This is a genomic window from Chitinophaga sp. XS-30 (assembly GCF_008086345.1).
Taxonomy (GTDB): domain Bacteria; phylum Bacteroidota; class Bacteroidia; order Chitinophagales; family Chitinophagaceae; genus Chitinophaga.
The window spans coordinates 485366-508096 of sequence record NZ_CP043006.1 but is presented as its reverse complement, the minus strand read 5'-3'; the positions used below and the strand labels follow the sequence as shown (position 1 = coordinate 508096).

General features: G+C 53.9%; 18 protein-coding genes. 10 read left to right on the top strand and 8 right to left on the bottom strand.

All coding sequences use genetic code 11. The features are described 5' to 3' along the window. Nucleotides 1–83: 83 nt before the first annotated feature. On the top strand, nt 84–3599 hold the full coding sequence (locus FW415_RS02025; RefSeq protein WP_210420816.1) for a TonB-dependent receptor: 3516 nt from the start codon (nt 84–86) through the stop codon (nt 3597–3599). Nucleotides 3600–3616: 17 nt separating this feature from the next. After that, the gene (locus tag FW415_RS02020; RefSeq protein WP_148382633.1) at nt 3617–5143 is read left to right on the top strand and encodes a RagB/SusD family nutrient uptake outer membrane protein; all 1527 of its coding nucleotides are present in this window, start codon (nt 3617–3619) and stop codon (nt 5141–5143) included. Between the two features lie 95 nt (nt 5144–5238). Here the strand turns inward: FW415_RS02020 and FW415_RS02015 are convergent, their stop codons facing one another. Further along, on the bottom strand, nt 5239–5637 hold the full coding sequence (locus tag FW415_RS02015) for a hypothetical protein (protein ID WP_148382632.1): 399 nt from the start codon (nt 5635–5637) through the stop codon (nt 5239–5241). A gap of 745 nt (nt 5638–6382) precedes the next feature. On the opposite strand from FW415_RS02015, the gene FW415_RS02010 reads away from it, so the two are divergent. From FW415_RS02010 to FW415_RS01995, 4 genes are read left to right on the top strand one after another with little or no spacing between them, the layout of a single operon-like run. Continuing rightward, nucleotides 6383–9124 carry a DUF1553 domain-containing protein gene (locus FW415_RS02010; RefSeq protein WP_148382631.1) on the top strand — a complete coding sequence of 914 codons (2742 nt, stop codon included), beginning with the start codon at nt 6383–6385 and terminating at the stop codon, nt 9122–9124. Nucleotides 9125–9129: 5 nt separating this feature from the next. After that, nucleotides 9130–10617, top strand: a complete 1488-nt coding sequence (locus tag FW415_RS02005) for a DUF1501 domain-containing protein (protein WP_210420815.1) — start codon at nt 9130–9132, stop codon at nt 10615–10617. A gap of 2 nt (nt 10618–10619) precedes the next feature. Continuing rightward, nucleotides 10620–11519: a sugar phosphate isomerase/epimerase gene (locus FW415_RS02000; protein WP_148382629.1), complete on the top strand. Its 900-nt coding sequence runs from the start codon at nt 10620–10622 to the stop codon at nt 11517–11519. Beyond that, a complete protein-coding gene (locus tag FW415_RS01995; protein WP_148382628.1) occupies nt 11516–12934 on the top strand; it encodes a c-type cytochrome domain-containing protein in 1419 nt (472 codons plus the stop codon). Before FW415_RS02000 ends, FW415_RS01995 begins: the two co-directional genes overlap by 4 nt. Before the next feature lie 77 nt (nt 12935–13011). Here the strand turns inward: FW415_RS01995 and FW415_RS01990 are convergent, their stop codons facing one another. After that, complete coding sequence (locus FW415_RS01990) at nt 13012–14289, bottom strand: DEAD/DEAH box helicase (RefSeq protein ID WP_148382627.1); 1278 nt, start codon at nt 14287–14289, stop codon at nt 13012–13014. Nucleotides 14290–14495: 206 nt separating this feature from the next. Next, a complete protein-coding gene (locus tag FW415_RS01985; protein WP_148382626.1) occupies nt 14496–15458 on the bottom strand; it encodes a YheT family hydrolase in 963 nt (320 codons plus the stop codon). Nucleotides 15459–15566: 108 nt separating this feature from the next. Here FW415_RS01985 and FW415_RS01980 point away from each other — a divergent pair, with 108 nt between their 5' ends. Beyond that, entirely contained in the window at nt 15567–16292 is a 726-nt protein-coding gene (locus tag FW415_RS01980) for a DUF2490 domain-containing protein (RefSeq protein WP_148382625.1), read from the top strand. 126 nt (nt 16293–16418) lie between these two features. On the opposite strand, the gene FW415_RS01975 is transcribed toward FW415_RS01980, so the two are convergent. Together FW415_RS01975 and FW415_RS01970 are read right to left on the bottom strand one after the other, a co-directional pair. Then, on the bottom strand, nt 16419–17651 hold the full coding sequence (locus FW415_RS01975; RefSeq protein WP_148382624.1) for an MFS transporter: 1233 nt from the start codon (nt 17649–17651) through the stop codon (nt 16419–16421). Between the two features lie 38 nt (nt 17652–17689). Continuing rightward, the gene (locus FW415_RS01970) at nt 17690–18364 is read right to left on the bottom strand and encodes a FadR/GntR family transcriptional regulator (RefSeq protein ID WP_246858881.1); all 675 of its coding nucleotides are present in this window, start codon (nt 18362–18364) and stop codon (nt 17690–17692) included. Nucleotides 18365–18487: 123 nt separating this feature from the next. Here FW415_RS01970 and FW415_RS01965 point away from each other — a divergent pair, with 123 nt between their 5' ends. After that, the gene (locus FW415_RS01965; protein ID WP_148382623.1) at nt 18488–18766 is read left to right on the top strand and encodes a hypothetical protein; all 279 of its coding nucleotides are present in this window, start codon (nt 18488–18490) and stop codon (nt 18764–18766) included. An 8-nt stretch (nt 18767–18774) separates the two neighbouring features. Here FW415_RS01965 and FW415_RS01960 read toward each other — a convergent pair whose 3' ends face one another. Beyond that, nucleotides 18775–20211, bottom strand: coding sequence for a BNR-4 repeat-containing protein (locus FW415_RS01960; RefSeq protein ID WP_148382622.1), 1437 nt, complete (start codon nt 20209–20211; stop codon nt 18775–18777). A gap of 103 nt (nt 20212–20314) precedes the next feature. Between FW415_RS01960 and FW415_RS01955 the strand changes: the two genes are divergently transcribed. Both FW415_RS01955 and FW415_RS01950 read left to right on the top strand, forming a co-directional pair. Then, nucleotides 20315–20905 (top strand): Crp/Fnr family transcriptional regulator, encoded by a 591-nt coding sequence (locus FW415_RS01955; protein WP_148382621.1) that lies wholly within the window; start codon nt 20315–20317, stop codon nt 20903–20905. Continuing rightward, a complete protein-coding gene (locus FW415_RS01950; RefSeq protein ID WP_148382620.1) occupies nt 20902–21099 on the top strand; it encodes a hypothetical protein in 198 nt (65 codons plus the stop codon). The genes FW415_RS01955 and FW415_RS01950 overlap by 4 nt, the downstream gene beginning before the upstream one ends. Nucleotides 21100–21312: 213 nt before the next feature. Here FW415_RS01950 and FW415_RS01945 read toward each other — a convergent pair whose 3' ends face one another. Together FW415_RS01945 and FW415_RS01940 are read right to left on the bottom strand one after the other, a co-directional pair. Next, on the bottom strand, nt 21313–21570 hold the full coding sequence (locus FW415_RS01945) for a hypothetical protein (protein WP_148382619.1): 258 nt from the start codon (nt 21568–21570) through the stop codon (nt 21313–21315). Between the two features lie 145 nt (nt 21571–21715). Beyond that, nucleotides 21716–22729, bottom strand: a complete 1014-nt coding sequence (locus tag FW415_RS01940) for a cytochrome d ubiquinol oxidase subunit II (protein ID WP_148382618.1) — start codon at nt 22727–22729, stop codon at nt 21716–21718. Nucleotides 22730–22731: the final 2 nt, after the last annotated feature.

Sequence of the window (22731 nt, the reverse complement as noted above, 5' to 3'; positions counted from 1 at the left end):
CAACAGCTTCAGATGAAGACTGATAGCCCTTGTCATGTCTGCCCGGATCAAAATTGTTTTACCCATTTAAACCGTTCCATATTATGAATGCTAAATTAATGTTGCGAAGAGCATTGCTGGTTGCGCTATCCGTAGTGATGTCGTCCAGCGCTTTTGCCGGCGCGCGCCAGGATCTGGCCGCCGTTCGAAAACCCGGACACCCCTGGCAACAGTCCTCCGAAAAAGCGAGACAAAAAAGCCTGCTGCAATTGCTGAAGGAAATTCACAAAACGTACAAGATAGACCTGCTTTATGAAGCCAGGAAACTGCCCGATGTAAAAGTGACGTTTTCCCCTGCTGCATATGACAATGTGGAGGAAATGCTGAAGGCACTGCTGGCTCCGCACGGATTGCAGGCACAATCCGTACAGCCCAATACCTGGGCCATCGTACCCCTTCCCGACGGAAATAATACCCGCTCAAAGCCAGCCGGCCCGGCAAGGCAGGAAACTAACGGGAACGAAGACACGAATGTTACGCCCATCCTGAAGCTCAATGGCGCTTCCGCCATGATGATCACAGGCATTGCGCAGGACACCGTGCGCCGCATCAGGATCACCGGGCGCCTGACAGACGGGGAGAACGGCGTACCGCTGCCAGGAGTGGCCATACAGGTGAAAGGGGAAATGCGGGGCACCCAGACAGATGGCGATGGCTACTACACCCTGGAGACAAGCGCCGGGAAAACACTGGTATTCAACCTCCTGGGATACGAATCCCGCGAGATGCAGGTAACCGCCGCAGGCAAAGTGGATATTGCGCTGAATGTCAGCAACCGCGCACTCAACGAAGTGGTGGTGGTAGGGTATGGCAGCCAGCGTAAAAGCCTGGTGACCGGAGCCATCTCCTCCATCAAGGCGGCGGATATCGCTACCGTATCCTCCAGTCGTGTTGAACAGGCGCTGCAGGGCCGCACCGCGGGCGTGACCGTACTGCCTGTATCCGGCTCTCCCGGCAGCGGCATGCGGGTGCGCATTCGCGGAACAGGCTCCAATGGCGCGTCGGACCCCCTGTACATTATCGATGGTATGCGCGCAGGCGGGATGGAATACCTCGATCCCTCGGAGATCGCATCCGTGGAAGTGCTGAAAGACGCGGCTTCCGCAGCGATATACGGTGCAGAAGGCGCTAACGGCGTAGTGATCATCACCACCAAATCCGGTTTCCGGGATGGGACCGCCCGCGTGGAATACAGCATGCAGTACGGCCAGCAATCCATTCATAACCCCATGAAAATGATGACCGCGGAGCAATACACCCGGTACCTCACAGAAGCCAACACCGCCGGCTCCATTCCTGACCCGGCAGACTGGGTGGGCAAACAAGGTACCCTGTGGCTGGACGAGATCACGCAGAACGCTCCACTGCAACGCCACGCACTCAACGTTAGCGGCGGCACCGAAAAATCATCCTACCTACTCGGCGGCACCATCTTCCGGCAGGACGGCGTGATCGGCGGGGACAGGGCGCGATTCGACCGTTATACCGTGCGCATCAATACCGATCATAAGGTGAAACCCTGGCTCAGCGTTGGAAACCGCCTGTCATACGCCTACTTCAAAAGGAAAGGTGTTACCGAGGATTCCGAATTCGGCGCCGTGATCAACAATGCCATACTGATGGACCCGCTCATGCCCGTTGTGTACACCGGCGCGCTGAGCGACCGGGCGCAGAACGCGCTGAACGGCGGTTTCAATCTCATTAAAGACCCCAGCGGCCGCTATTACGGCGTATCCGACTATGTTTTCGGTGAAGCCGGCAACCCCCTGGCGCAAATGGCTATTACCAACAACTTCACCGCACAGCATAAAGTTGTTGGCAACGTATTCGCGGAAGCAGAACCGGTAAAAGGGTTGAAGATCACTTCGCGTTTTGGTCTTGATGCCGCCTTCCAGCGCAATCACGGATGGAATCCCACCTTCTGGTTCTCCGCGGAGAGAATGAACACGGTTCCCAGCACCTTCGATCAGAACGAGAACTGGTACAACTGGCAGTGGGAAAATTTTGCCACCTATAACCGCAAGATCCGCTATCACGATATCACCGTCATGGCCGGTATGAGTTCCCTGCGCAGGGGGTACGACCGGTTGAATGGCACAGCCAGCGGCATGTTCCGGGAGAACGATTTTTTCAGCTACCCGGATTTCCTGCCGGATGACCAGGACCGCATCGCCGGTATACAGACCTCCACCTCCATGGTGTCTTATTACGGCCGTATCCAGTACGACTTCAACGGAAAATACCTGCTGAACGTTACCGTGAGAAGGGATGGTTCTTCCCTGCTGCCGCCGGAAAATACCTGGGGCACTTTCCCCTCCGTCTCCGCCGGATGGGTGGCTTCCAATGAAGCTTTTTTCCCGGAAATTCCGCTCAATTATCTGAAATTCCGCGCCAGCTGGGGCAAAAACGGCAGCATTGCCAACATCGGCATCGGCGACTGGAAGTCGCTCATCACCACACAGGGCATTTCGTTCCCGGATGCGGACGATAACTTCCAGGTAGGGGCGGAACCATTCGGCCTGGAAAACCCCTATCTCAAATGGGAAGCCAGCGAGCAGCTGGATTTCGGGGCCGATATGGGTTTCTTTGATAACCGCCTCAGCCTGGTGGTGGATTATTACGACAAGACCACCCGCGGCCTCCTCACACCCGGCTCTGTACCCAGCTTCGTCGGGAATGTGCTGCGCATCGTGAACGGGGGCGACGTCCGGAACAAAGGCTGGGAATTTGAGCTGTCCTACCGCAACGACAGCAAAAATGCCTTCACCTGGGAGATCGGCGGCAACCTCACCACTATAAAGAATGAGGTGACAAAGCTGAACGAGTTCGTGGACCGCATTCCCGGTTCAAATGTAGGCACCGGCTGGGGCGCATCCTGGTTTGAAAAAGGATATCCCGTCTGGTATTTCCGCGGGTACAAGACCGCCGGCATCTTCCAGAATGACAAACAGGTACAGGATTATCTCGCCAATACCAGCATGACCGTTAATCCCAAACCCGGCGATCCCATCATCGTGGATGTAGATGGTGACGGGGTGATCTCCAACAGCGACCACACGAACATCGGCAGTCCGCATCCCGATTTCATCTTCGGCGGCCGCCTGAACCTTGCCTACAAGGGATTTGACCTGCTGGTATTTGTACAGGGGCAGGTAGGGAACGATGTGCTGATGGGTTTTAACCGGGTAGACAGACCCACGGGCAACCGTCCGGAGTTCTTTTTTACAGACCGCTGGACGGGTGAAGGCAGCACCAACTCCTGGTTCTCCGCCAACACCGGCAGCGAATTCGTGTATAATTCCGACCTGATGCTGTTCGACGGCTCCTACACCCGTATTCGCCAGCTGCAGCTTGGTTACACCCTGCCGCAGGCCCTGTTGCAACGCGCAAAGATCCGCAGTGCCAGGATCTACGGGTCGCTGGACAACTTTTTTACATTCACCAAATACAAAGGGATGGACCCTGAAGCCGGCAGTAAAGACAATAACAGCCTGGGCATCGACAGGGGTGTGTACCCCATCCCCCGCACAGCTGTAGTTGGCCTGACATTCAGTTTTTAACCTGCAATTCTCTAGTTATGAAAAGATCCATTTTGCCATACATGATCTCCGGCATTGCTGCGCTGCTCGTGAGCAGTGGCTGCGGCAAGGGTTTCCTTGACCAGGATATTCCCGGCAGAGCGCCGCTGGAAGAATATTACAAGACCGATGCAGATGCCGTGACCGCTACCTATGCGGTATATGACCTGCTGCAGGCGGAATATAACTGGGGATGGGGAAGCCCGCTGATGGTGAAAACCCTCCCCTCCGATGAAAGTAATGCCGGCGGCAACGGTCCGGCTGACCAGCCGAATTACCAGGCGCTGGACAATTTTACTTTCGAATCGCAAAACCAGGCCGTATTGTGGATATGGCGGGTGAATTATTACGGGATCTACCGCGCCAACCAGGTCATTCACCGGGTGAGCGGGGAAACGGACCTGCAAAAACGCCTGATCGCGGAATGTAAAGTATTGCGCGCCTATTATCATTTTGAGCTGACTTCGTTATGGGGAGATGTGCCCCTCATCACGGAGCTGCTGCAGCCCGGCGACTATACCGCCACACCCCGAACACCACGCGCAGATGTATATGCACAACTGGAAAAAGACCTGCAGGAAGCCATTCCCCTGCTGCCGCTGAAAAGCCAGCTGGCTCCGGCCGAGAGATTCCGCGCCAGCAAAGGCACTGCCCAGGCTTTGCTCGGCAAGGTGTACCTGTACCAGGAGAAATGGGCGCTGGCACATGCCGCGTTCAATGAGGTGATCCTGTCGCACGAATACGATCTGGAAGGGAACTTTGCCACGGTTTTTTCCAGCGCGGGCGAGTTTGGTATGGAAAGCATCTTTGAAGTGCCATTCTCTTCCAAAAGGAATTACGACTGGGGTAACTTTCCCTGGAGCACCTTCCGCCAGATCGAGAGCAACATTCATGTGCAGCTCATGGGCCCGCGGAGTGACTTCTATACCAAGGCCCCCGGGGATTCGCTCCTGGCCGGCTGGGGATTCAACCTGCCCAGGCCCAAATTATATAACGCCTACATTGCCGCTGGAGATGTAGTAAGGAGAACGGCCACCGTGATGTCCGAAGCAGAGCTGAAAGCCGCGGGCGGCAACTGGACGGCCCCCACGGCCTGGGATTACGAAGGGTATTTCCAGCGCAAATACGGTTCCTTCAGTAACTATACAAACGGGCCGGTGAACGACCTGAACTTCGGCAATAACTACCGGCTGATCCGCTACGCGGATGTGCTGCTCATGGCGGCGGAAGCCTACTACCGCGACAATAAGGAAGCTGAAGCGCGCGCGGAGCTGAGAAAGGTACGGCTGCGCGCAGGCCTGCCGGAAATCACCGCCTCCGGCAATGCGCTCTTTGAAGCGATCGTGAATGAACGATTCCTGGAACTGGCATTCGAAGGGCACCGGTACCTCGACCTGGTGCGCTGGGGCCGGGCGGTGACCGAGTTGGGGCCGCTGGGCTTCAAAGCGCAGAAATATGAGCTGTTGCCCATTCCCAATGAAGATGTGCGCGTGGGGAACCTCTCGCAAAACCAGGGGTACAACTAGTCTTTTGATAAAAGCGATAAATAAAAAACAGTAAACAGAAAAGGGCCATCTATCAAGACGGCCCTTTCTGATATTAGGGAATTCGGGAAGTGACGCTAATTTTCATCCCGCATTTGTTCTATGACGTGTACCAGCTGAGGGCGGGCCGGGGTAGCTATTGCTGCCGGATTTTGCCCGCCGGCAAATGGTATAAAGGTATCGCTGCCCGCCTGCCGGATAACCTGCAGCCGCGCATTTTCGATGGAGGCCGCGGCTTCCGGCAAACGTTGCGTTGCCAGCATCTCCCCATTACCCGTGATCAGCCAGCGGATATTCAGGTCGCTGAAATGATTGGCAATGTCTTCCAGTATATCCACACTCGGTTTCGCGTGCTTCAGCCTGAACAGCCGCGCAATCTTCTCGCAACTCCTGTATTGCAGAATACGGCAAAATGCTGAAGTGGACAAACCTTTATGTTGAAGGAAGGAGCTGAGTCTCCGGGAGATTGGTTGCATATCAATTTGATAATATTATTTGAATAGAGGCGGAAAGAGATATAAAAGGGTGAAGTAGATCCGGATTAATCAGCATATTTCTCAAAAAAAATCCCCCGACAGTTCACCCCTCCTGCCCCCGATTTTTGTCTTATTCAATGAAGTTGTGAATGATGACGCAGATATTATGCCGGCAAAGTGCCGGTTATCAACCAAATTCCCGCGGGAGTATGGCTGCGGGCCAAGTCGATCTCAACAATATATCGCTATTACACGATGCGATAACAACTGCCTTGTAACATAGTGGTTGTTTTCGGGTTCAATGCGGTTAAAGCACCCGGCAAGGTCAGTCTGGTAAAAAATAACATACAAGGAAAAACTGATCGCCTGCTGACCGGCCTTTCATCGTCCATGCCCCATATTTCATGAACAATTGCCGCCTTTTAAGGCAGCATTCTATTGTTTCATCCACAATGGACGCCGTAATGCGATAAAAATAAATATAGCGGGTGCAGTCCGGCGCATGTGCAAATGAACCGCATCAAATAAGTCTCATGTCTAATGTATGCATATACCGGAGGGTGAAGTCTTTCACCCTTCTTTTTTTATGGCACTGACTAAACAAGCCCCGTTTTACCCCTCCCTGCTCGCCAAAAATCCCCCCACACCGTAAGATAATCCATCTTCTGCCCGGTTTTTGCGGCGAACGGTTGTAAACCCTCCTGCTTTTTCGTAAATTTCATAAGATTCCATTATTCTGATAAGTATGTACCATCTCTCCACGTACCGGTCCATCCGCGCCGTTATCGCATTATTGCCGGCCACGCTGTTGCTTTTCAGCTGCAGCAGCAGGAAACCGGTGGATTTCAGTTCCGAAGTAAAGCCCATCCTTAACAAACATTGCATTTCCTGCCACGGCGGCGTGAAACAAAGCGGCGGGTTTAGCGTATTGTTCAGGGAAGAAGCCCTGGGCAAAACAGAAAGCGGCCATCCCGCCATTATCCCCGGGGACGCGGCGCGCAGCGAATTTATCCGCCGCCTCCACAGCAAGGACCCGAAAGAAAGGATGCCCTATAAAAGCGCTCCGCTCAGCAAGGAAGAGATCGCCATCCTCACCCGCTGGGTAGATCAGGGAGCGCAATGGGGAGAACACTGGGCCTATGTGCCTCCTGAACCACCCGCCCCTACACCTGCCATGAAAACCGCCGGTTCCGGCAAAAATACGGCCGCAGGCGGGATAGATTATTTTATTGAAAAGAAGCTGGAAGAGGAAGGGTTGGATGCTTCGCCGGAGGCCGATAAAGTGACGCTGCTTCGCCGTGCCTGCCTGGATATCACCGGCCTGCCACCTACAGAAGAAATGCTGCAGTCCTTCCTGGCTGACGGGAGCGGTAATGCCTACGAAAAAGTGGTGGACAGCCTGCTCGCTTCCCCGCATTACGGAGAAAGATGGGCCGCCATGTGGCTGGACCTTGCCCGCTATGCCGATACCAAAGGATATGAACGCGATAATACCCGCCCGGAGTTCTGGCGCTACCGGGATTGGGTTATCAATGCCTTTAACAAGGATATGCCGTACGACCGGTTCTCCATCGAGCAACTGGCGGGAGACCTGCTGCCCTCGCCAACAGACGACCAGTTGATCGCCACCGCCTTTCACCGCAATACCATGAGCAACGATGAAGGCGGCACCCAGGATGAAGAGTTCCGTACCGCCGCCATTATAGACCGGGTGAATACCACGATGGAAGTATGGCAGGGCACTACTATCGCCTGTGTGCAATGCCACAGCCATCCTTACGATCCCTTCCGGTTTGAGGACTATTACAAACTGATGGCTTTCCTTAATAACACCCGCGATGAGGACACCCACGGCGAACATCCCAAACTGCGTTTATACGACAGCGTTAGCCGCAAACAGGTGGAGGACGTGGCAGTGTGGGCCCGTCAGCATGGCAATGCCGCGGCTGAAAAAGATACCCGGGATTTCCTGCGGACACTTGAACCCAAGATACATGCGCATGATTGCGATGATTATATCAACGGCGAACTGGCCGATACCAAATTCACATCCATCCGCCATGGCGGCAGCTGCCGGCTGAAAAATGTGCCGCTCAACGGCAGAACAAGGCTGTTGATGTATTACTGGACGAACAAGGCAGGCGGTACAATGGAGATCCGGCTGGACAGTCTGCATGGAAAGACGATAGCCCGTCAGGCTGTGCCGGAGGGCCGCCAGGTGCTGGCCGTGCCGATACCCGCTATCGAAGGTTCACACCACCTGTATTTTGTTTTCCGTAATAGTGCGCTCCAGCCATTGCAGGCTGTAGCGACCATAGAGTGGTTTGCGCTGCGGCATGACCTGCCCGGCAAACAGGAGCCGGGTTATCAACCCGTGGAAAAAGCATTCATGGAACTGGTGAACGCGTCGCCGGAAAGTATGCCGGTAATGGTGGAGAACCCGCAGGAGATGTTCAGGCAGACCTATACGTTTGAGCGGGGGAACTGGCTGGTGAAGGGAGAGGCCGTATCCCCGGACGTTCCGGCCTCCCTCAATCCTTTCCCTGCCAATGCGCCCCGTAACCGGCTGGGACTGGCGCAGTGGCTGGTGGATGAGCAGAACCCGCTGACAGCGCGCGTGATGGTGAACCGTATGTGGGAACAACTGTTCGGCACCGGATTGGTGGAAACGCTGGAGGACTTTGGCACACAGGGTTTCCTGCCCTCGCATCCCGGGTTGCTGGATTACCTGGCTTACCGCTTCATGCACGATCATCAGTGGAGCATGAAAGGCATTCTCCGGGAAATGGTGCTGTCCGCTGCCTATCGCCGCGATTCCCGCAGTTCCCCGGAATTGCAGGAAAAAGATCCGGCTAACCGCTACCTCGCCCGTGGGCCGCGTTTCCGCCTCACGGCAGAGCAGGTGCGCGATCAGGCGCTGGCAGTCAGCGGCCTGCTCAGCCGGAAAATGCATGGCCCCTCTGTAATGCCCTATCAGCCGGACGGCATATGGGAAAGCGTATGGAGCGGGGAATACTGGAAGACCTCCGAAGGCGGCGACCAATACCGCCGCGCCCTGTACACTTTCCTGAAAAGAACCAGTCCCTATCCTTCCACCATCACCTTCGACGGCTCCAGCCGGGAGGTTTGCCTGCAACGCAGGATACGTACCAACACGCCCCTGCAGGCACTGGTAACACTGAACGACCCTGTGTATGTGGAAGCAGCCCGGCACCTGGCGATGAATATGCATAAAACCGGCGGCACAGATAAAACAGCCTGTATCCGCGCCGGTTATAAAGCGGCCATGTACAGGGCCGTCACACCGGCAAAACTGGAAGCGCTGGAAAAGCTGTACGGCCAGGCGCTGGAAAAATTCCGGAAAGACCCGCAGGCCGCCGCCACCTTCCTGCAACAGCAGCAGCAAACCGGTACGGAGCATCTGGCGGCACTCACGGTAGTCGCCAACGCCATCATGAACCTGGACGAATTTTTATCCAAATCCTGAAGCACATGTCTGAAAAAATCATAAAAGAAGCCAATGAGCAGGCCGCGCGCTTTTTTTCCCGCCGCCATTTTCTGAACGACTGTATTACCGGTCTCGGTGCTACCGCCCTGGGATCACTGCTGGGAGGCTGCAATCTCTTCTCCTCTTCCGGGGAAGGGATGCCGCAGAGCCTGAACCCCCTCGAGCCGCGCGCACCGCATTTTCCCGCCCGCGCCAGGAGCGTGATCTATCTGCATATGGCCGGCGCCCCCTCGCAGCTGGAAATGTTCGATTACAAACCCGAACTGCAGAAATTGCATAACCAGCTTTGCCCCCCTTCGCTGCTGGAAGGCAAACGATTTGCCTTTATCCGTGGCGTACCGAAGATGCTCGGCCCCCAGGCCAACTTCAAACAGCACGGGGAATCCCGCGCATGGGTGAGCGATCACCTGCCGCATTTTGCCAATGTGGTAGATGAGGTGAGCTTTCTCAAAGCGGTGCAGACGGACCAGTTCAATCACGGTCCCGCCCAGCTCTTCATGCACACCGGCAGCGCCCGGCTGGGAAGGCCCAGCATCGGGTCCTGGGTGACATATGGACTGGGGTCCGAGAACAGCAACCTGCCCGGGTTTGTTGTGCTGACCTCCGGTGGAAAAACGCCGGATGCCGGTAAGAGCGTCTGGGGAAGCGGGTTCCTGCCCTCCGTTTACCAGGGTGTGCAATGCCGTTCAAAAGGCGATCCGGTATTGTATCTGACAGATCCTGCGGGAATGGACAGGGACATGCGCTACCAGTCCATCCAGGCGATCAACGCCGTCAACAAACAGGAATACGAAACATTCAAAGACCCGGAAATCCTCTCCCGCATCTCGCAATATGAACTGGCATATAAAATGCAGATCTCGGTCCCGGGTGTCATGGACATCAACAGCGAGCCCGCATACATTCACGAGCTGTACGGTACACAGCCCGGCAAGGAATCCTTTGCCAACAACTGCCTGCTTGCCCGCAAGCTGGTGGAAAAAGGCGTTCGTTTCGTGCAGCTGTTCGACTGGGGATGGGATGCTCACGGAACAGATGAAGGCCTTTCGATCGACTACGGTCTGCGTAACAAATGCCGGGAAATAGACAAGGCCATGAGCGCCCTGCTGCTCGATCTCAAGCAACGCGGACTGCTGGATGAAACACTGGTGGTATGGGGCGGGGAATTTGGCCGCACGCCCATGCAGGAGAACCGCGATGGTAAAGAAATGCCCTACATGGGCCGCGATCATCACGTAGAAGCCTTCACCATGTGGATGGCCGGCGCCGGCATCCGTAAAGGCTTCAGCTGGGGCGAAACGGACGAGATCGGTTTCGGCGCCGTGAAAGGAAAAGTGGCCGTGCACGACATTCATGCCACCATGCTGCAACAGCTGGGCTTTGACCACGAAAAGCTCACCTACCAGTTCCAGGGCCGCCCGTTCCGGCTCACGGATGTAGAAGGGCATATCATCAACGAAATATTAGGCTGATCATGCAAATCCACAGAAGGAATTTTCTGAAACAATCCGCCGTGCTCGGCGTCGCATCCCTGTTACCTTCCTTTGCCCATAGCATGGCGCCCGGTTTCCGGCTGCTGATGCTGGCCACCAACTGGGGATTCCCCGGCACGATAGACGAGTTCTGCAAACGCGCAAAAGACGCAGGGTATGATGGTATTGAAGTGTGGTGGAAAGATGATGACGCCCTCTTTTCGGCGCTGGATAAATATAACCTGGAAGTAGGGTTCTTATGCACAGGTAACAGTAATGAATATACGAAGCATGCCGCCTCATTCGAGGCAGCGCTTTCCGCGGCCACTTCACAGCAGCGTAAACGCCCGCTGTATATCAACTGTCACTCCGGGAAGGATTACTTTTCCTTTGAGCAGAACAGCCGCCTGATCGATATCACCACGCGCATCGCGCAGGAAACGAAAATACCGGTGTACCACGAAACGCATCGTTCCCGCATGCTGTTTGCCGCCCATGTGGCCCGGCAGTTCATCGAGACAAAGCCTGCACTGCGACTTACGCTGGATATCTCTCACTGGTGCAATGTGCATGAATCGCTGTTGCAGGACCAGCAGGAAACCGTGTCCATGGCGTTGGCGCGTGCAGGGCATATTCACGCCAGGGTGGGCCACCCGCAGGGCGCGCAGGTCAACGACCCCCGTGCGCCGGAATGGGAACAGGCCGTAAAAGCGCATTTCGCCTGGTGGGACGAAGTGGTGAAGCATAAACAGTCCAAAGGCGAGACGCTTACCGTGCTTACAGAGTTCGGCCCCGTAGATTATATGCCGGCATTGCCTTATACAAGACAGCCACTCGCCAACCAATGGGATATCAATGTGCATATGATGAAGCTTTTTAAATCGAGATACAGCAAAGGATGATGGAATTAATGCAGATCGCCCGGGAAGGAAGCTGGGCTTTATTTTTTGGAAGATTTCATCCTCTGCTGGTGCATCTCCCTATCGGCATGCTGATGGTGGCCTTCATCCTGGAAGGCCTGGGCAGGCTGAAGCGCCTTGCTTTCCTGTCCGCCGCCGTACTGCCGGTGATGATCTTCGGCGCATTGTCCGCCATATTCTCCTGCATTGCGGGATACCTTTTGTCGCTTTCCGGTGGATATGAAGAAGAAGCGCTGGCATTGCACCAGTGGCTGGGTATAGCCGTTGCCGTTATAGCGGTGGTGCTGTGCTTCCTTCACCGCTTCGTTCTGCTGAAAAGGCTGCGGTTCCCGCTGTCCGGCCTGATGATCGCATTGTTATCCGCCGCGGGCCATTACGGTGGGTCGCTGACGCATGGCGATGATTATCTCACGGCAGCCCTGCCGGGCCGCCGGCAACAGCAAACGGCAGCGATCACCAATATCGGCGAAGCAAAGGTGTACGAACAGCTGGTGAAGCCCATCCTGGAGCAGAAATGTTACAGTTGCCATAATGCACAGAAGCTGAAAGGCGGACTGCGGCTGGATGGTATGGAACATATCCGCGGTGGGGGCGAGAACGGGCCAGTGCTGAAAGACAGTCTGCCCGAAGCCAGCGAGCTGTACAAAAGGCTTATACTGCCGGAAGAAGATGACAAGCGGATGCCGCCTAAAGGCAAGCCGCAACTGACCCCGCAGCAGGTGGAGATATTGTACTGGTGGATCGCGCAGGGCGCTTCCGATTCGGCGTCCGTCAGGGAGCTGGCTAAATCCCCGCGCATTCAACTGGTGCTGGAAGCCATGCAGCCCTCGGGTGCTACGGCTGCGCATCCTTTTGTTCCGCCGGCGGAAGTGAGCGCGGTGCCGGAGAAAGACCGGGAGGCGCTGGAGGCCATCGGCGTGAAAGTTATGCCGGTAGCGGCCGGCAGCAATTACGTGATGATCAATTGTGTGAACGCGCCGGGGTTCTCAGACAAGGATGCCGCGCTGTTGCTGCCTTTGAAAGAGCAGATCGTATGGCTCAAACTGACCGGTACAAAAATTGGCGATTCCGCATTGCAGGTGCTGGCGCAGTTGCCGCAACTGACCCGCCTGCAGCTGGAGCATACTGCCATTACTGATGCGGGGTTGCCTGCCCTGGCGGATTGTAAACAGCTGAAATATCTGAACCTGGTGGGTACAAAGATCAGTGATAAGGGCATGGCCACTTTACAGCAAAACAATGCGCTCCGTGAGTTGTTCATCTATAATACAAATGTAACGCCGGCCGGTATAGCCCAGTTGCGTAGCGTATTACCGGAAGCGAGGATAGATACCGGAGGGTACAGGATGCCGGTGCTGGCGACAGATACGATGGTGTACAGGAAAGTACGGGGATAGCGGGGGCTTTAGAGCCTAATAAAAAGAGGCTGTATCACTTCGATACAGCCTCTTCGTAAAAATATAACGACAAGGTTTTACGCCTGTTTCTGTTGCGGCCTTCCATGCCATTTCCTTTTCCCGTGCTGCGGGTTACTCCTTTTCTTCCCGGCGATCTGCTGGGCGGAGGATTGCCGCATCTGCACAACTGGCGCCGGTCTTGCCGGGGCGGTCATGCTGGCGGGGAAGGGATGGCCTTCCACTACCGGGATGTTCTGTGCGATCAGCTTTGTGATATCTTTCAGGTACGCTCTTTCCTCATCATCGCAGAAAGACAGTGCGATGCCGCTTGCGCCGCCGCGTCCTGTACGGCCAATGCGGTGTACATAGGTTTCCGGTACGTTGGGGATCTCGTAGTTGATCACATGGGAGAGATTGTCCACATCAATGCCCCTTGCAGCAATATCCGTTGCTACCAGTACGCGGATGCGGCCGCCCTTGAAATCGGTCAATGCCCTTTGGCGGGCATTCTGCGATTTATCGCCGTGAATGGCGCTGGCGGAGATCTGTGCTCTGCTCAGTTCCTTGGCCACCCGGTCTGCCCCGTGCTTGGTGCGGGTAAATACCAGTGCGCTGACAATGGACGGATCTTTCAATACATGGATCAGCAAAGAACGCTTCGCTGCTTTATCCGTATAGTACATGCGCTGTTCCACTTTCTCCGCTGTGGAAGAAACCGGCGTAACGGCCACTTTCTCCGGATTGGTGAGAATGGAATTGGCAAGATGTGCGATCTCTGCAGGCATGGTTGCGGAGAAGAAGAGCGTCTGCCTTTTTTCCGGCAGCTTGGTGATCACTCTTTTTACATCGTGGATAAAACCCATGTCCAGCATACGGTCTGCCTCATCCAGCACGAACTGGTGGATGTTGCGGAGGTTGATATGCCCCTGCTGCCAAAGGTCCAGCAGCCTGCCGGGTGTGGCAATGAGAATATCCGTGCCCTGTTTCAGCGTCTGGATCTGCGTTTGCGGAGATACCCCGCCAAAGATCACCAGGTGCCGGAGGCCGGTATGCGCACCATAATCCCGGAAGTTTTCCGCAATCTGGATCGCGAGTTCACGGGTAGGGGTGAGTACCAGCGTTTTGATATAACGCGCGCCGTTTGGCTCCGCCTGTTTTTGCTGATAAAGCAATTGCAGGATGGGAATGGCAAATGCGGCGGTTTTGCCGGTACCTGTCTGTGAACAGGCCAGCAGGTCTTTTTTAGCCAGCAAGATAGGGATGGCTTGAGACTGGATCGGTGTGGGCGCAGTATAGCCCTGTGTTTCAAGTGCGCGTAAAATAGGCGCAATGAGACCTAATTTCTCAAATGACAAAGTATGTATAGTTTAATTTAAAATGATGCTAACAATCCAAAGCTTATTAAGAGAAGGATGGCTAGATTGTATATCCACACATCATTTTAAGTGAACCTGACTGCCGAGGGGGAATAATCCGGATCTGCGGAGAGAGGGGATATAAAAATAATTATGCGAATATAGGCTTTTTTATCCAACAGTGCGAATGAGGTCTGATATTATGGTTACGGATGCTCCTGGATGAACCGGAATGCCCGTAATTCCGACCAGTAGTGTTTGCCGGAGAAGGATACGAATCCCACATGGCCGCCTGTTTGCGGTGTTTCCAGGTGGAACCAGGGGTTTTGTTCCGCCTCTTCGTACGGAAAGCTGCCTTTGCCCAGGAAAGGATCGTCCAGCGCATTGATGAGCAGTGTAGGGATGCGGATGGCCGGCAGGAATTTTTTGGAGCTGGCCGCTTCCCAGTATTCTTCAGCATTCCTGAAGCCATGCATGGGTGCGGTGTAGCGGTCATCAAACTGTTTGAAGTTTCGGATAGCCGAAAAGTCTTTCAGGGATATTTCAGGAAACTTTTGCGCTTTGATCTCCAGCTTCTCCCCGAGTGAGCGGATAAAGCGCCGCATATAGATGAAGTTATGCCGTTTTTCCAGCTCCACGGAACTGTCTTTCAGATCGCAGGGCACGGATATGGCTACGGCGGAACGGATGATGGCGGGGATGCCCGTGCCCTGTTCCCCGATATATTTCAGTGTTACATTTCCGCCGAGCGAGAATCCCAGCAGATGAATGCTTTGGTATTTTTCGGTGCCGGTAATATAGCGGACCACGGTCTCCAGATCCCCCGTTTCCCCACTGTGATAGAATCGCAGCGCATTGTTGATCTCGCCGCTGCAGCCGCGGAAATTCATGCATACCGTATCATAACCGCCTTCGTTGAAAATATGCACCATCCCGGTCATGTACTGCCGGCGGGTGTCGCCTTCCAGCCCATGCAGGATGATCACCAGCTTATCACTCGCCACACGGCTGAAATCCAGGTCCAGGAAATCATTGTCATGCGTGGGAATGCGGGTACGGGTATAGTTGACCGTTTTCTGCTTCCGGAAAAGCGAGGGAAAGATGGTCAGCAAATGGCGGTTCCGCAACAGGGCGGGTGCTTTGTAATCTGATGTGGACAGCACAGGCATATGGCAAAGGTAGGAAGAAGATGACGAACGGGGCGAGGAGATGGTGTATAGTTTGAATAAGTGGGCAGCGGGCCTTATTTTTGGCCGAGGCAAAAAAGTATTCTAGTTATGAGGCGTATTTTAATCATCGGCATTTTCATCATCAGCACAACGGCAGCAAGATCACAATCCACACAATTTTCCAGCTGGCTTGCATCGTTCAATACTTTTTCTATCAAGAAAACCAAGCTGAGCATTCACCTGGATGTACAGGCGCGCAGCACGCATGAATGGCGGGAATTTCAGACCTTCCTCGTGCGTCCGGGGCTGAATTACCATTTCCGCAGCAATATGATCGCTACTGTGGGTTATGGCTGGGTAGGCGCAAGGCGTACGCTGGATGATGTGACCGCATATCTCTCCGAGCATCGCATCTGGGAGCAGTTCATTGTCGGCCATAAGCTGGATTTTATTCCGGTACAGCACCGTTTCCGCGTGGAGCAGCGTTTTATCGGCAACCCGGTGGTGAACAACAATGAACTGGAAAAGGACGGGCATGAACTGACGCACCGTTTCCGTTATTTCCTGCGCGGCATCATTCCTTTCAGCGGGCAGGGCGCGTTTTCCAAAGGCCCTTTCGCCGCGGTACAGAACGAGATATTCCTGAATTTCGCCAATACTGATGCCGTGAATGGCAAAGCATTTGACCAGAACCGGGCGTACCTGGCCATCGGGTACCGTTTCAGCCCCCGTTTCGATCTGGAAACAGGGTATCTCAACAATTATATTTCCGGCCGCAACAACGCATTTACGAATATCCATGTGCTGCAGCTGGCGGGGTATGTAAGGTTGTAGTGGGCATTTAAACCGGGCTTCAACTGTGCGGGCGAAGTAAAAAGCGACCGGGCATGGAGTCCACCTGTGCTTAGGTGATTTCCGGCTTCACTATTTACCTTTCATGCACCCCCGTCCTACCGTTTATCAGCTGCGCCTGCGTTTCCCTTCAATATTCGGCAGCAGTCCCGTCAGCAATCCTATCAACGGCAGATAAGCGCATACCTGGTAAACATAGTTGATGCTGGTCCTGTCCGCCAGCTCGCCCAGCAGGGCGGAGCCGATGCCGGCCATGCCGAAAGCGAAGCCGAAGAACAGTCCCGCTATCATGCCCACTTTACCCGGCACCAGTTCCTGCGCATATACAAGGATGGCGGAAAAGGCCGATGAAAGGATCACGCCGATGAAAACGCTCAGCACCGCCGTCCAGAACAGGTTGACGTGCGGCATCAGCAAAGCGAAAGGCGCAACCCCGAGAATGGAGATCCAGATCACATACTTCCGCCCGATGCGGTCACCTACCGGCCCGCCGATGAATGTGCCGGCCGCGATGGCAAAGAGGAAAATGAAGAGGTACACCTGTGCGCTCTGCACGGATACATTGAATTTGTCGATCAGGTAAAAGGTGTAATAGCTGGTGAGGCTGGCCATGTAGAAGTATTTGGAGAAGATCAGCACCATCAGGATCACCAGTGCAAAGGTGACCTTCCCGCGGGAGAGTTTCACGCGCTCCGGCTGGAAGGTTGTTTTTCTTTTGGGTTTGATGCGATGGGTGTTCCGCAGGTACCATTTGCTGATCCGCAGCATTACAATGATGGCAACGAGCGCGATCACCGAGAACCAGATGATGTGGAACTGGCCGAGGGGAACAATGATGGCCGCCGCAAGCAGCGGTCCCAGTGAACTCCCGGTATTCCCTCCTACCTGGAAGAGGGACTGGGCCATGCCATGCCGCCCGCCGGAAGCCATATAGGCCAGCCTCGAAGCTTCGGGATGGAAGATGGCGGAACCAACCCCGATCAACGCTACAGACACCAGCACGATCGAAAAATGATGCGCGAGCGAGAGGCATATCAGCCCCGCCAGCGTAAAGCCCATGCCGATAGCCAGGGAATAGGGCTGCGGCTTTTTGTCCGTGTACAACCCTACCAGCGGCTGCAGAATGGACGCAGAGAGCTGGAAGGTGAGGGTGATCAGCCCGATCTGCGAAAAACTCAGTTGGAGCGAGTCTTTCACCAGCGGATAAATGGCCGGGATGATGGACTGGATCGTGTCATTCAGCAAATGGGTAAAGCTGAGGGCCAGCAAAACGGAGAATACGGTCTTTTCCGCGAGGTTTTGCGCCGCGGTCTTTTCTTCTTCTAAAGCTACAGTTTCCATATAATCAGATCATCTGATGTTTAAAGGCAAAAAAATAGTCATTTGGTGTGCGTACTGATACGCGTTGCCCATAGCAGCGCCTGCGCCGGGTCTTTGTCTGCAATGCTCTGCAACAGCGATTTATGCAGATGTTGGGTCTCCAGGAAAGTGGAGGTGTCCGCAAAGCGTTCGGAGAAAGACTGTTTGAGATGGGTGGCGATGGTCTTGTAGAGGTCCACCATGATCTCGTTCTTTGAAGCCTCCGCTATGCTGATATGGAAGTTGATGTCCGCCTGCATGCAGGCCTCCACATTATTGGCTTTTCCATGTTCAAAGCGTTGTTTCAGGTAAAGCTTCATCTTTCCCAGATCTTCCTTCGTTCTGTTCTGCGCCGCTTTCTCCGCGATCTTCACTTCCAGCAGCAGCCGTACTTCGTTAAGGTCCTGGTAATGTGCACGATGCAGCCGTTGAGCCAGTGGTTCCGCCATGGCCTGCTGCGAAATGATGAACGTCCCCAGCCCCTGCTGTACCCGCACCAGCCCCGCGTTCACCAGCAGCCGCACCGCTTCGCGGACGGTAGACCGGCCCACGCCGAACTGCTGCATCAGCTCCGGTTCGGTGGGCAGTTGCTGCCCTATGGTATATTGGCTGGAGCAAATAAGCTGCTGCAGCCGCCCGGCCACCTCGTCGGCCAGGTTTTTACGTTTCAGTGGAAGTATGGGTGAGTTCATCATATCATCTGATGTTTGCAAAACTACGACAATAACCCGGAAAATCCCGGTAGAATATCGGCGGGCATCTTTACTACATTATTTATACTTTTGTAGTCTTAGTTATCAATTTTAAAATATTATCCAATGGCGTTACCAAAATTCATGATTGCAGATGATCCTGTTACCGATCCGGATAATGAATACATCTTTCATACAGAGCGGCCCCGCTTCTTTGCCAAACGTGTAGAAGAAGATGAAGAAGTAGCCTATATTGATATTGTGGAGGAAATTGATAATGTGGAGGAATATTTTCACGGGGAGCCGGAAAAGAAGCAGCAGCTCCTCGATGAGCTTGAAGAGTGGTACTATTCCTATATGGAGTGGCTGGAAGAAGATGAAGATGATGACGACGATGAGGAATAGCATAACCGCTATTCCCCGGTTTTTTCCGGTTTCATCATCGGCCTGGTCATTTTTTCCGGCAGCCTGAACACATGGCCCTGCAGGTCAGCGAAGTAGAGTCTTGATACGGAAGGTTTCCTCCCGTTCCCGTCTGCCCAAAAAGCATAAAAACCCGGATGGCCGTTCACGGTCCGCCGGGGATAGGAATGGTTCCGTTCGCTTTGCTGCGTCAGCTGTTTTTCCCTGCTCCAGTGCCTGCCATGATCTTTGCTGAGCCACATCACGATCTCGCCGCCGGTATTATACCGTTGCGGTCCCGCATCGGTTGGCGCCACTACCCGCCAGCTGCCGTCTTCCCCGATCATCAGCGATCCCATATCGTAATTGTGATCCGAGGCCGTAAACGGCCTGACATCCCAATCCCTGCCCGTCCAGCGTGCGGTGTACCATTGATAAGGCCCGTTCTGAGGGCCGGGCTCCGGCCCTTTGCTCGTTTCATACAGGATCACCGGATGACCGTCCGCATCAAAATTCACATCATTGATATACACATTCTTTTTTTCAGCGGCATAATCCTTTACCAACCCCGTTTTACCGGTCTCCAGCAGGGGCAGGTTGACCGTCTTTCCGTCCGCCGTTTTCCAGCTTTCCCCGAAATCATCCGTGTACAGGTAATAGAGGTTGGTACGGTAATCCAGTCCCGCCCCGGTGCGGACGTTCGGGTGATGATTGAATGCCGTGCCGATGCGTTTCCCCGATTGCCCGCTCGTCTGGTAATGTCCTTCCTCCATATTGGCGATATCTTTCCAGGCAGACCAGGTGATGCCGTCCCTGCTTTTCATATAGGCGATCACCCGGCAGTTCTTCCTGCCGTAACGCAGCTGTTTTTGTTCGTAATGGGTAAACAGCGCCAGGAAACCTTCTTCCGCATCGTAATACACCTGGAGGTAGGAAAAATTGTCCAGCGGCACCGCTTGTCCGTTTTCCATTTTTGTGGGATGTATGCGGGTGAAGGCGCTGATATCGTAGGGCCGGTTGCTTTTGTGGATGAATGAAGGGCGGGAAGTGCCGTGAGAGGTGGAGAACAGCCAGATGTGCCCATCCCTGTCCACCTGCAGCACCGGATTATCATGCGCATCGTCCGTCTGTTTGTCCAGCACCAGCACCGGGCGGGATACCATGCCGGTGGCATGATCGAAATAACCCACTTCATGGTATAGCGTAGTACCTGCGGTATCGGTGCCGCCGTAACAGAAAAAGGTCTTCTGCACCTTTGGCGCATATACGGCGAATGGATAATGATTGGAGGGATAGGTGCCCAGGCCGCCGCCGTATTTGTAGGTATATTCATTATTGGTGCGGCCGATGCTGTACCAGATACCGCGGTAGCCATCGTCCTGCTTCAGTTGAGCAAACGTTTGCATAGAAATGACTGCAAAAAGCAGCAGGGAGATCGATCTTTTCATACGTGGATATACTTTCGTTTTGATGCTGACAGCAAAAGCGGTGGCTTCTGCCGGGAAAAACATCTTCCAAAATAATAATTTCTGATCGTTATTTTTGTTAAAGATGACAGCGTTCGAACTTCTGGAATATGCTTTTAAGGATTTTGCCGGCATGAGCGGAGAGGCATTCGCCTTATCTGCTTCGTTCTGGCAACAGAAGCATTACGGGAAAGGTGAATTCTTCAATGAATACAAGAACGTTTGCAAGCATCTTGGTTTTATTCTCGACGGCGTTTTCAGGACTTACTATATAGATGATGCCACGGCGGAAGAAAAGAACGTGTTCTTTTTCTCGAAGCACCAGATCGTGGTATCGTATAAAAGTTTTGTAGATCAGGCCCCCTGCAACTATCACACCGCCGCGATGACCGATGCCGTTATTTACTACATACAGTATGAACAACTGACTTCCCTGTACCGCCAGTCCCATGAATGGGAGCGGTTTGGCCGGCTGGTCGCTGAAAAGGCCTTCGGGCTGGCGATGAATCGTGCCGAAGATTTTATTTTCCTGACCCCCGAGCAGCGATACCAGGAGTTGACCCGGCAACATCCTGATATCTTTAATGCCGTACCGCTCTACCACATTGCTTCCTATCTCGGTATTCAGGGCCCTTCGCTCAGCCGCATCCGCAAAAGGATGGCAGGCAAACAATGATTTTAACCCGGGTTAGCCAAACCAATGGCTCCGTGACCGGGTATAAAGAGAGTAAAGGCCGTAATCACTATGTATTGAGATTGCCTGCCTGGAAGGAAGATGCAGATCATATCATGGAATGGCTGGAAAAACACGAAGTGCGTACTCCGGCAAAGGCTTCGGCTGGTACCAATTCATTGCTGCGCTGTGTATGAGGCTCATTCATAACGCAGCATAAATAATTTTCAGATCGTTCTTCAGTTGCAATACCCCAATGCCAGGTAGATCAGGATAAACACCAGTATGGTACCAAAACATCCGCCGCCCAATTTTTTTGCGCCGTAACCGGCGATAAGCGCTCTGAGGAATTTGTTCATGTATGCAGATTTAGGTACGATGACTGCAATTAATATGCCGTGGGAATAACGTTAATGTCTTCCTGAAAAAGCGCTCTCTACAAAAACATCCAGGCAATTCCGGTCAAACCCCGGCATAAAATGTTCGTCGATGCTGATGAACCTGTTCTTAAGTTTCCTGAATAATTTGAACTGGTAGGCGCGGCCTTGTTTGGCTGATCCTACCACTTCCCGTATCCGGTTCAGGATGGCCCTGCCTTCCATGATCGAACTGTAATCAATAAAGCATAACGGGCCTTTGGGTGTGAAAAAAAGTAGTCTCGATTCCATGATCATAAGGTTTTGATTATTGAATGAGGATATGGAAGGTAACACATTTGTGTTACATACAGCCGTTTTTAACAAAACCTTAAAAATGGGATTGAGTATGAGGGTATTAGGTCCTTTGCTTTTCTACGATTTGATAATGAATGTCTTAGGCCTCTTGCGGCTTCTTCTTTTCAAAGCTGTACATCAGGTAGAACAGGGCCGGCAAAATGAAGATGCTCCCGATAAGCAGCGCCCAGGCCAGGGCTTCGATCGTTTTCTCCTGGCCCTGGTGTTCTATCAGGGAAAGATGCCCGCCGCCTTTCAGTAACACGATATTGGGGAAATGCCGGTATGTGGCCGCAAACAGGATCATGCAGACCTGGAAGCCCGCCAGCAGCCGGATGATGATGGCCTTGCCGCGTGTGAGCCCGTACCAGAGGAAGGGCAGCGACAGGCTGGCCGCTGCGATGGCGAGCATTCCCGCCGGTTTGCCGAATACCCAGTCCACCAGCGGGATGTTCTCGATATAGGAAGCTGCAAATACCAGCACCCCGCATAACACGGCCGACACGATCATCCACTTGGCCTTGCGGGTAAAGAAAAGCCGGTCCTCCGCATTGTCCGTTTCCCCGATGATGAACACGGCGGCCAGGAACCCGCAAATGCAGACGGTAAACAGCCCCACGGCCAGCGAAAATCCGTTCAGCCAGCTGAAGATGTAAGCGGAAAGAAAATCTTTCGCCTGCAGGTCCACCTGCCCGGAAACCGTACTGGCCGCAATGATGCCCAGGAACAGGGGAGTGATCACGCTGGAATAGATGAATATGCGGTTATAGAGTTTCTGCATATCATCTTTCACCGCATCATAATGCCTGAATACGAATGCCGTGCCGCGCGCGATGATCCCCAGCAGCATGGCCGTGAGGGGAATATGCAGGTACACGGACATAGTGGCGTATATCTTCGGAAAACCCACGAACAGGATCACGATGGTGATGATCAGCCACATGTGATTGGCCTCCCATACCGGCCCGATGGCCTGGTACATGGTCCTTCGCGTTCTGCCCCTGTTCCTGCGGGAAGTGAAGAATTCGATAATGCCCGCTCCGAAATCCGCGCCGCCCAGCAGCAGGTATAACAGGATGGCCGCCCAGAGATAGGTAATGACAACGTATAGCATGA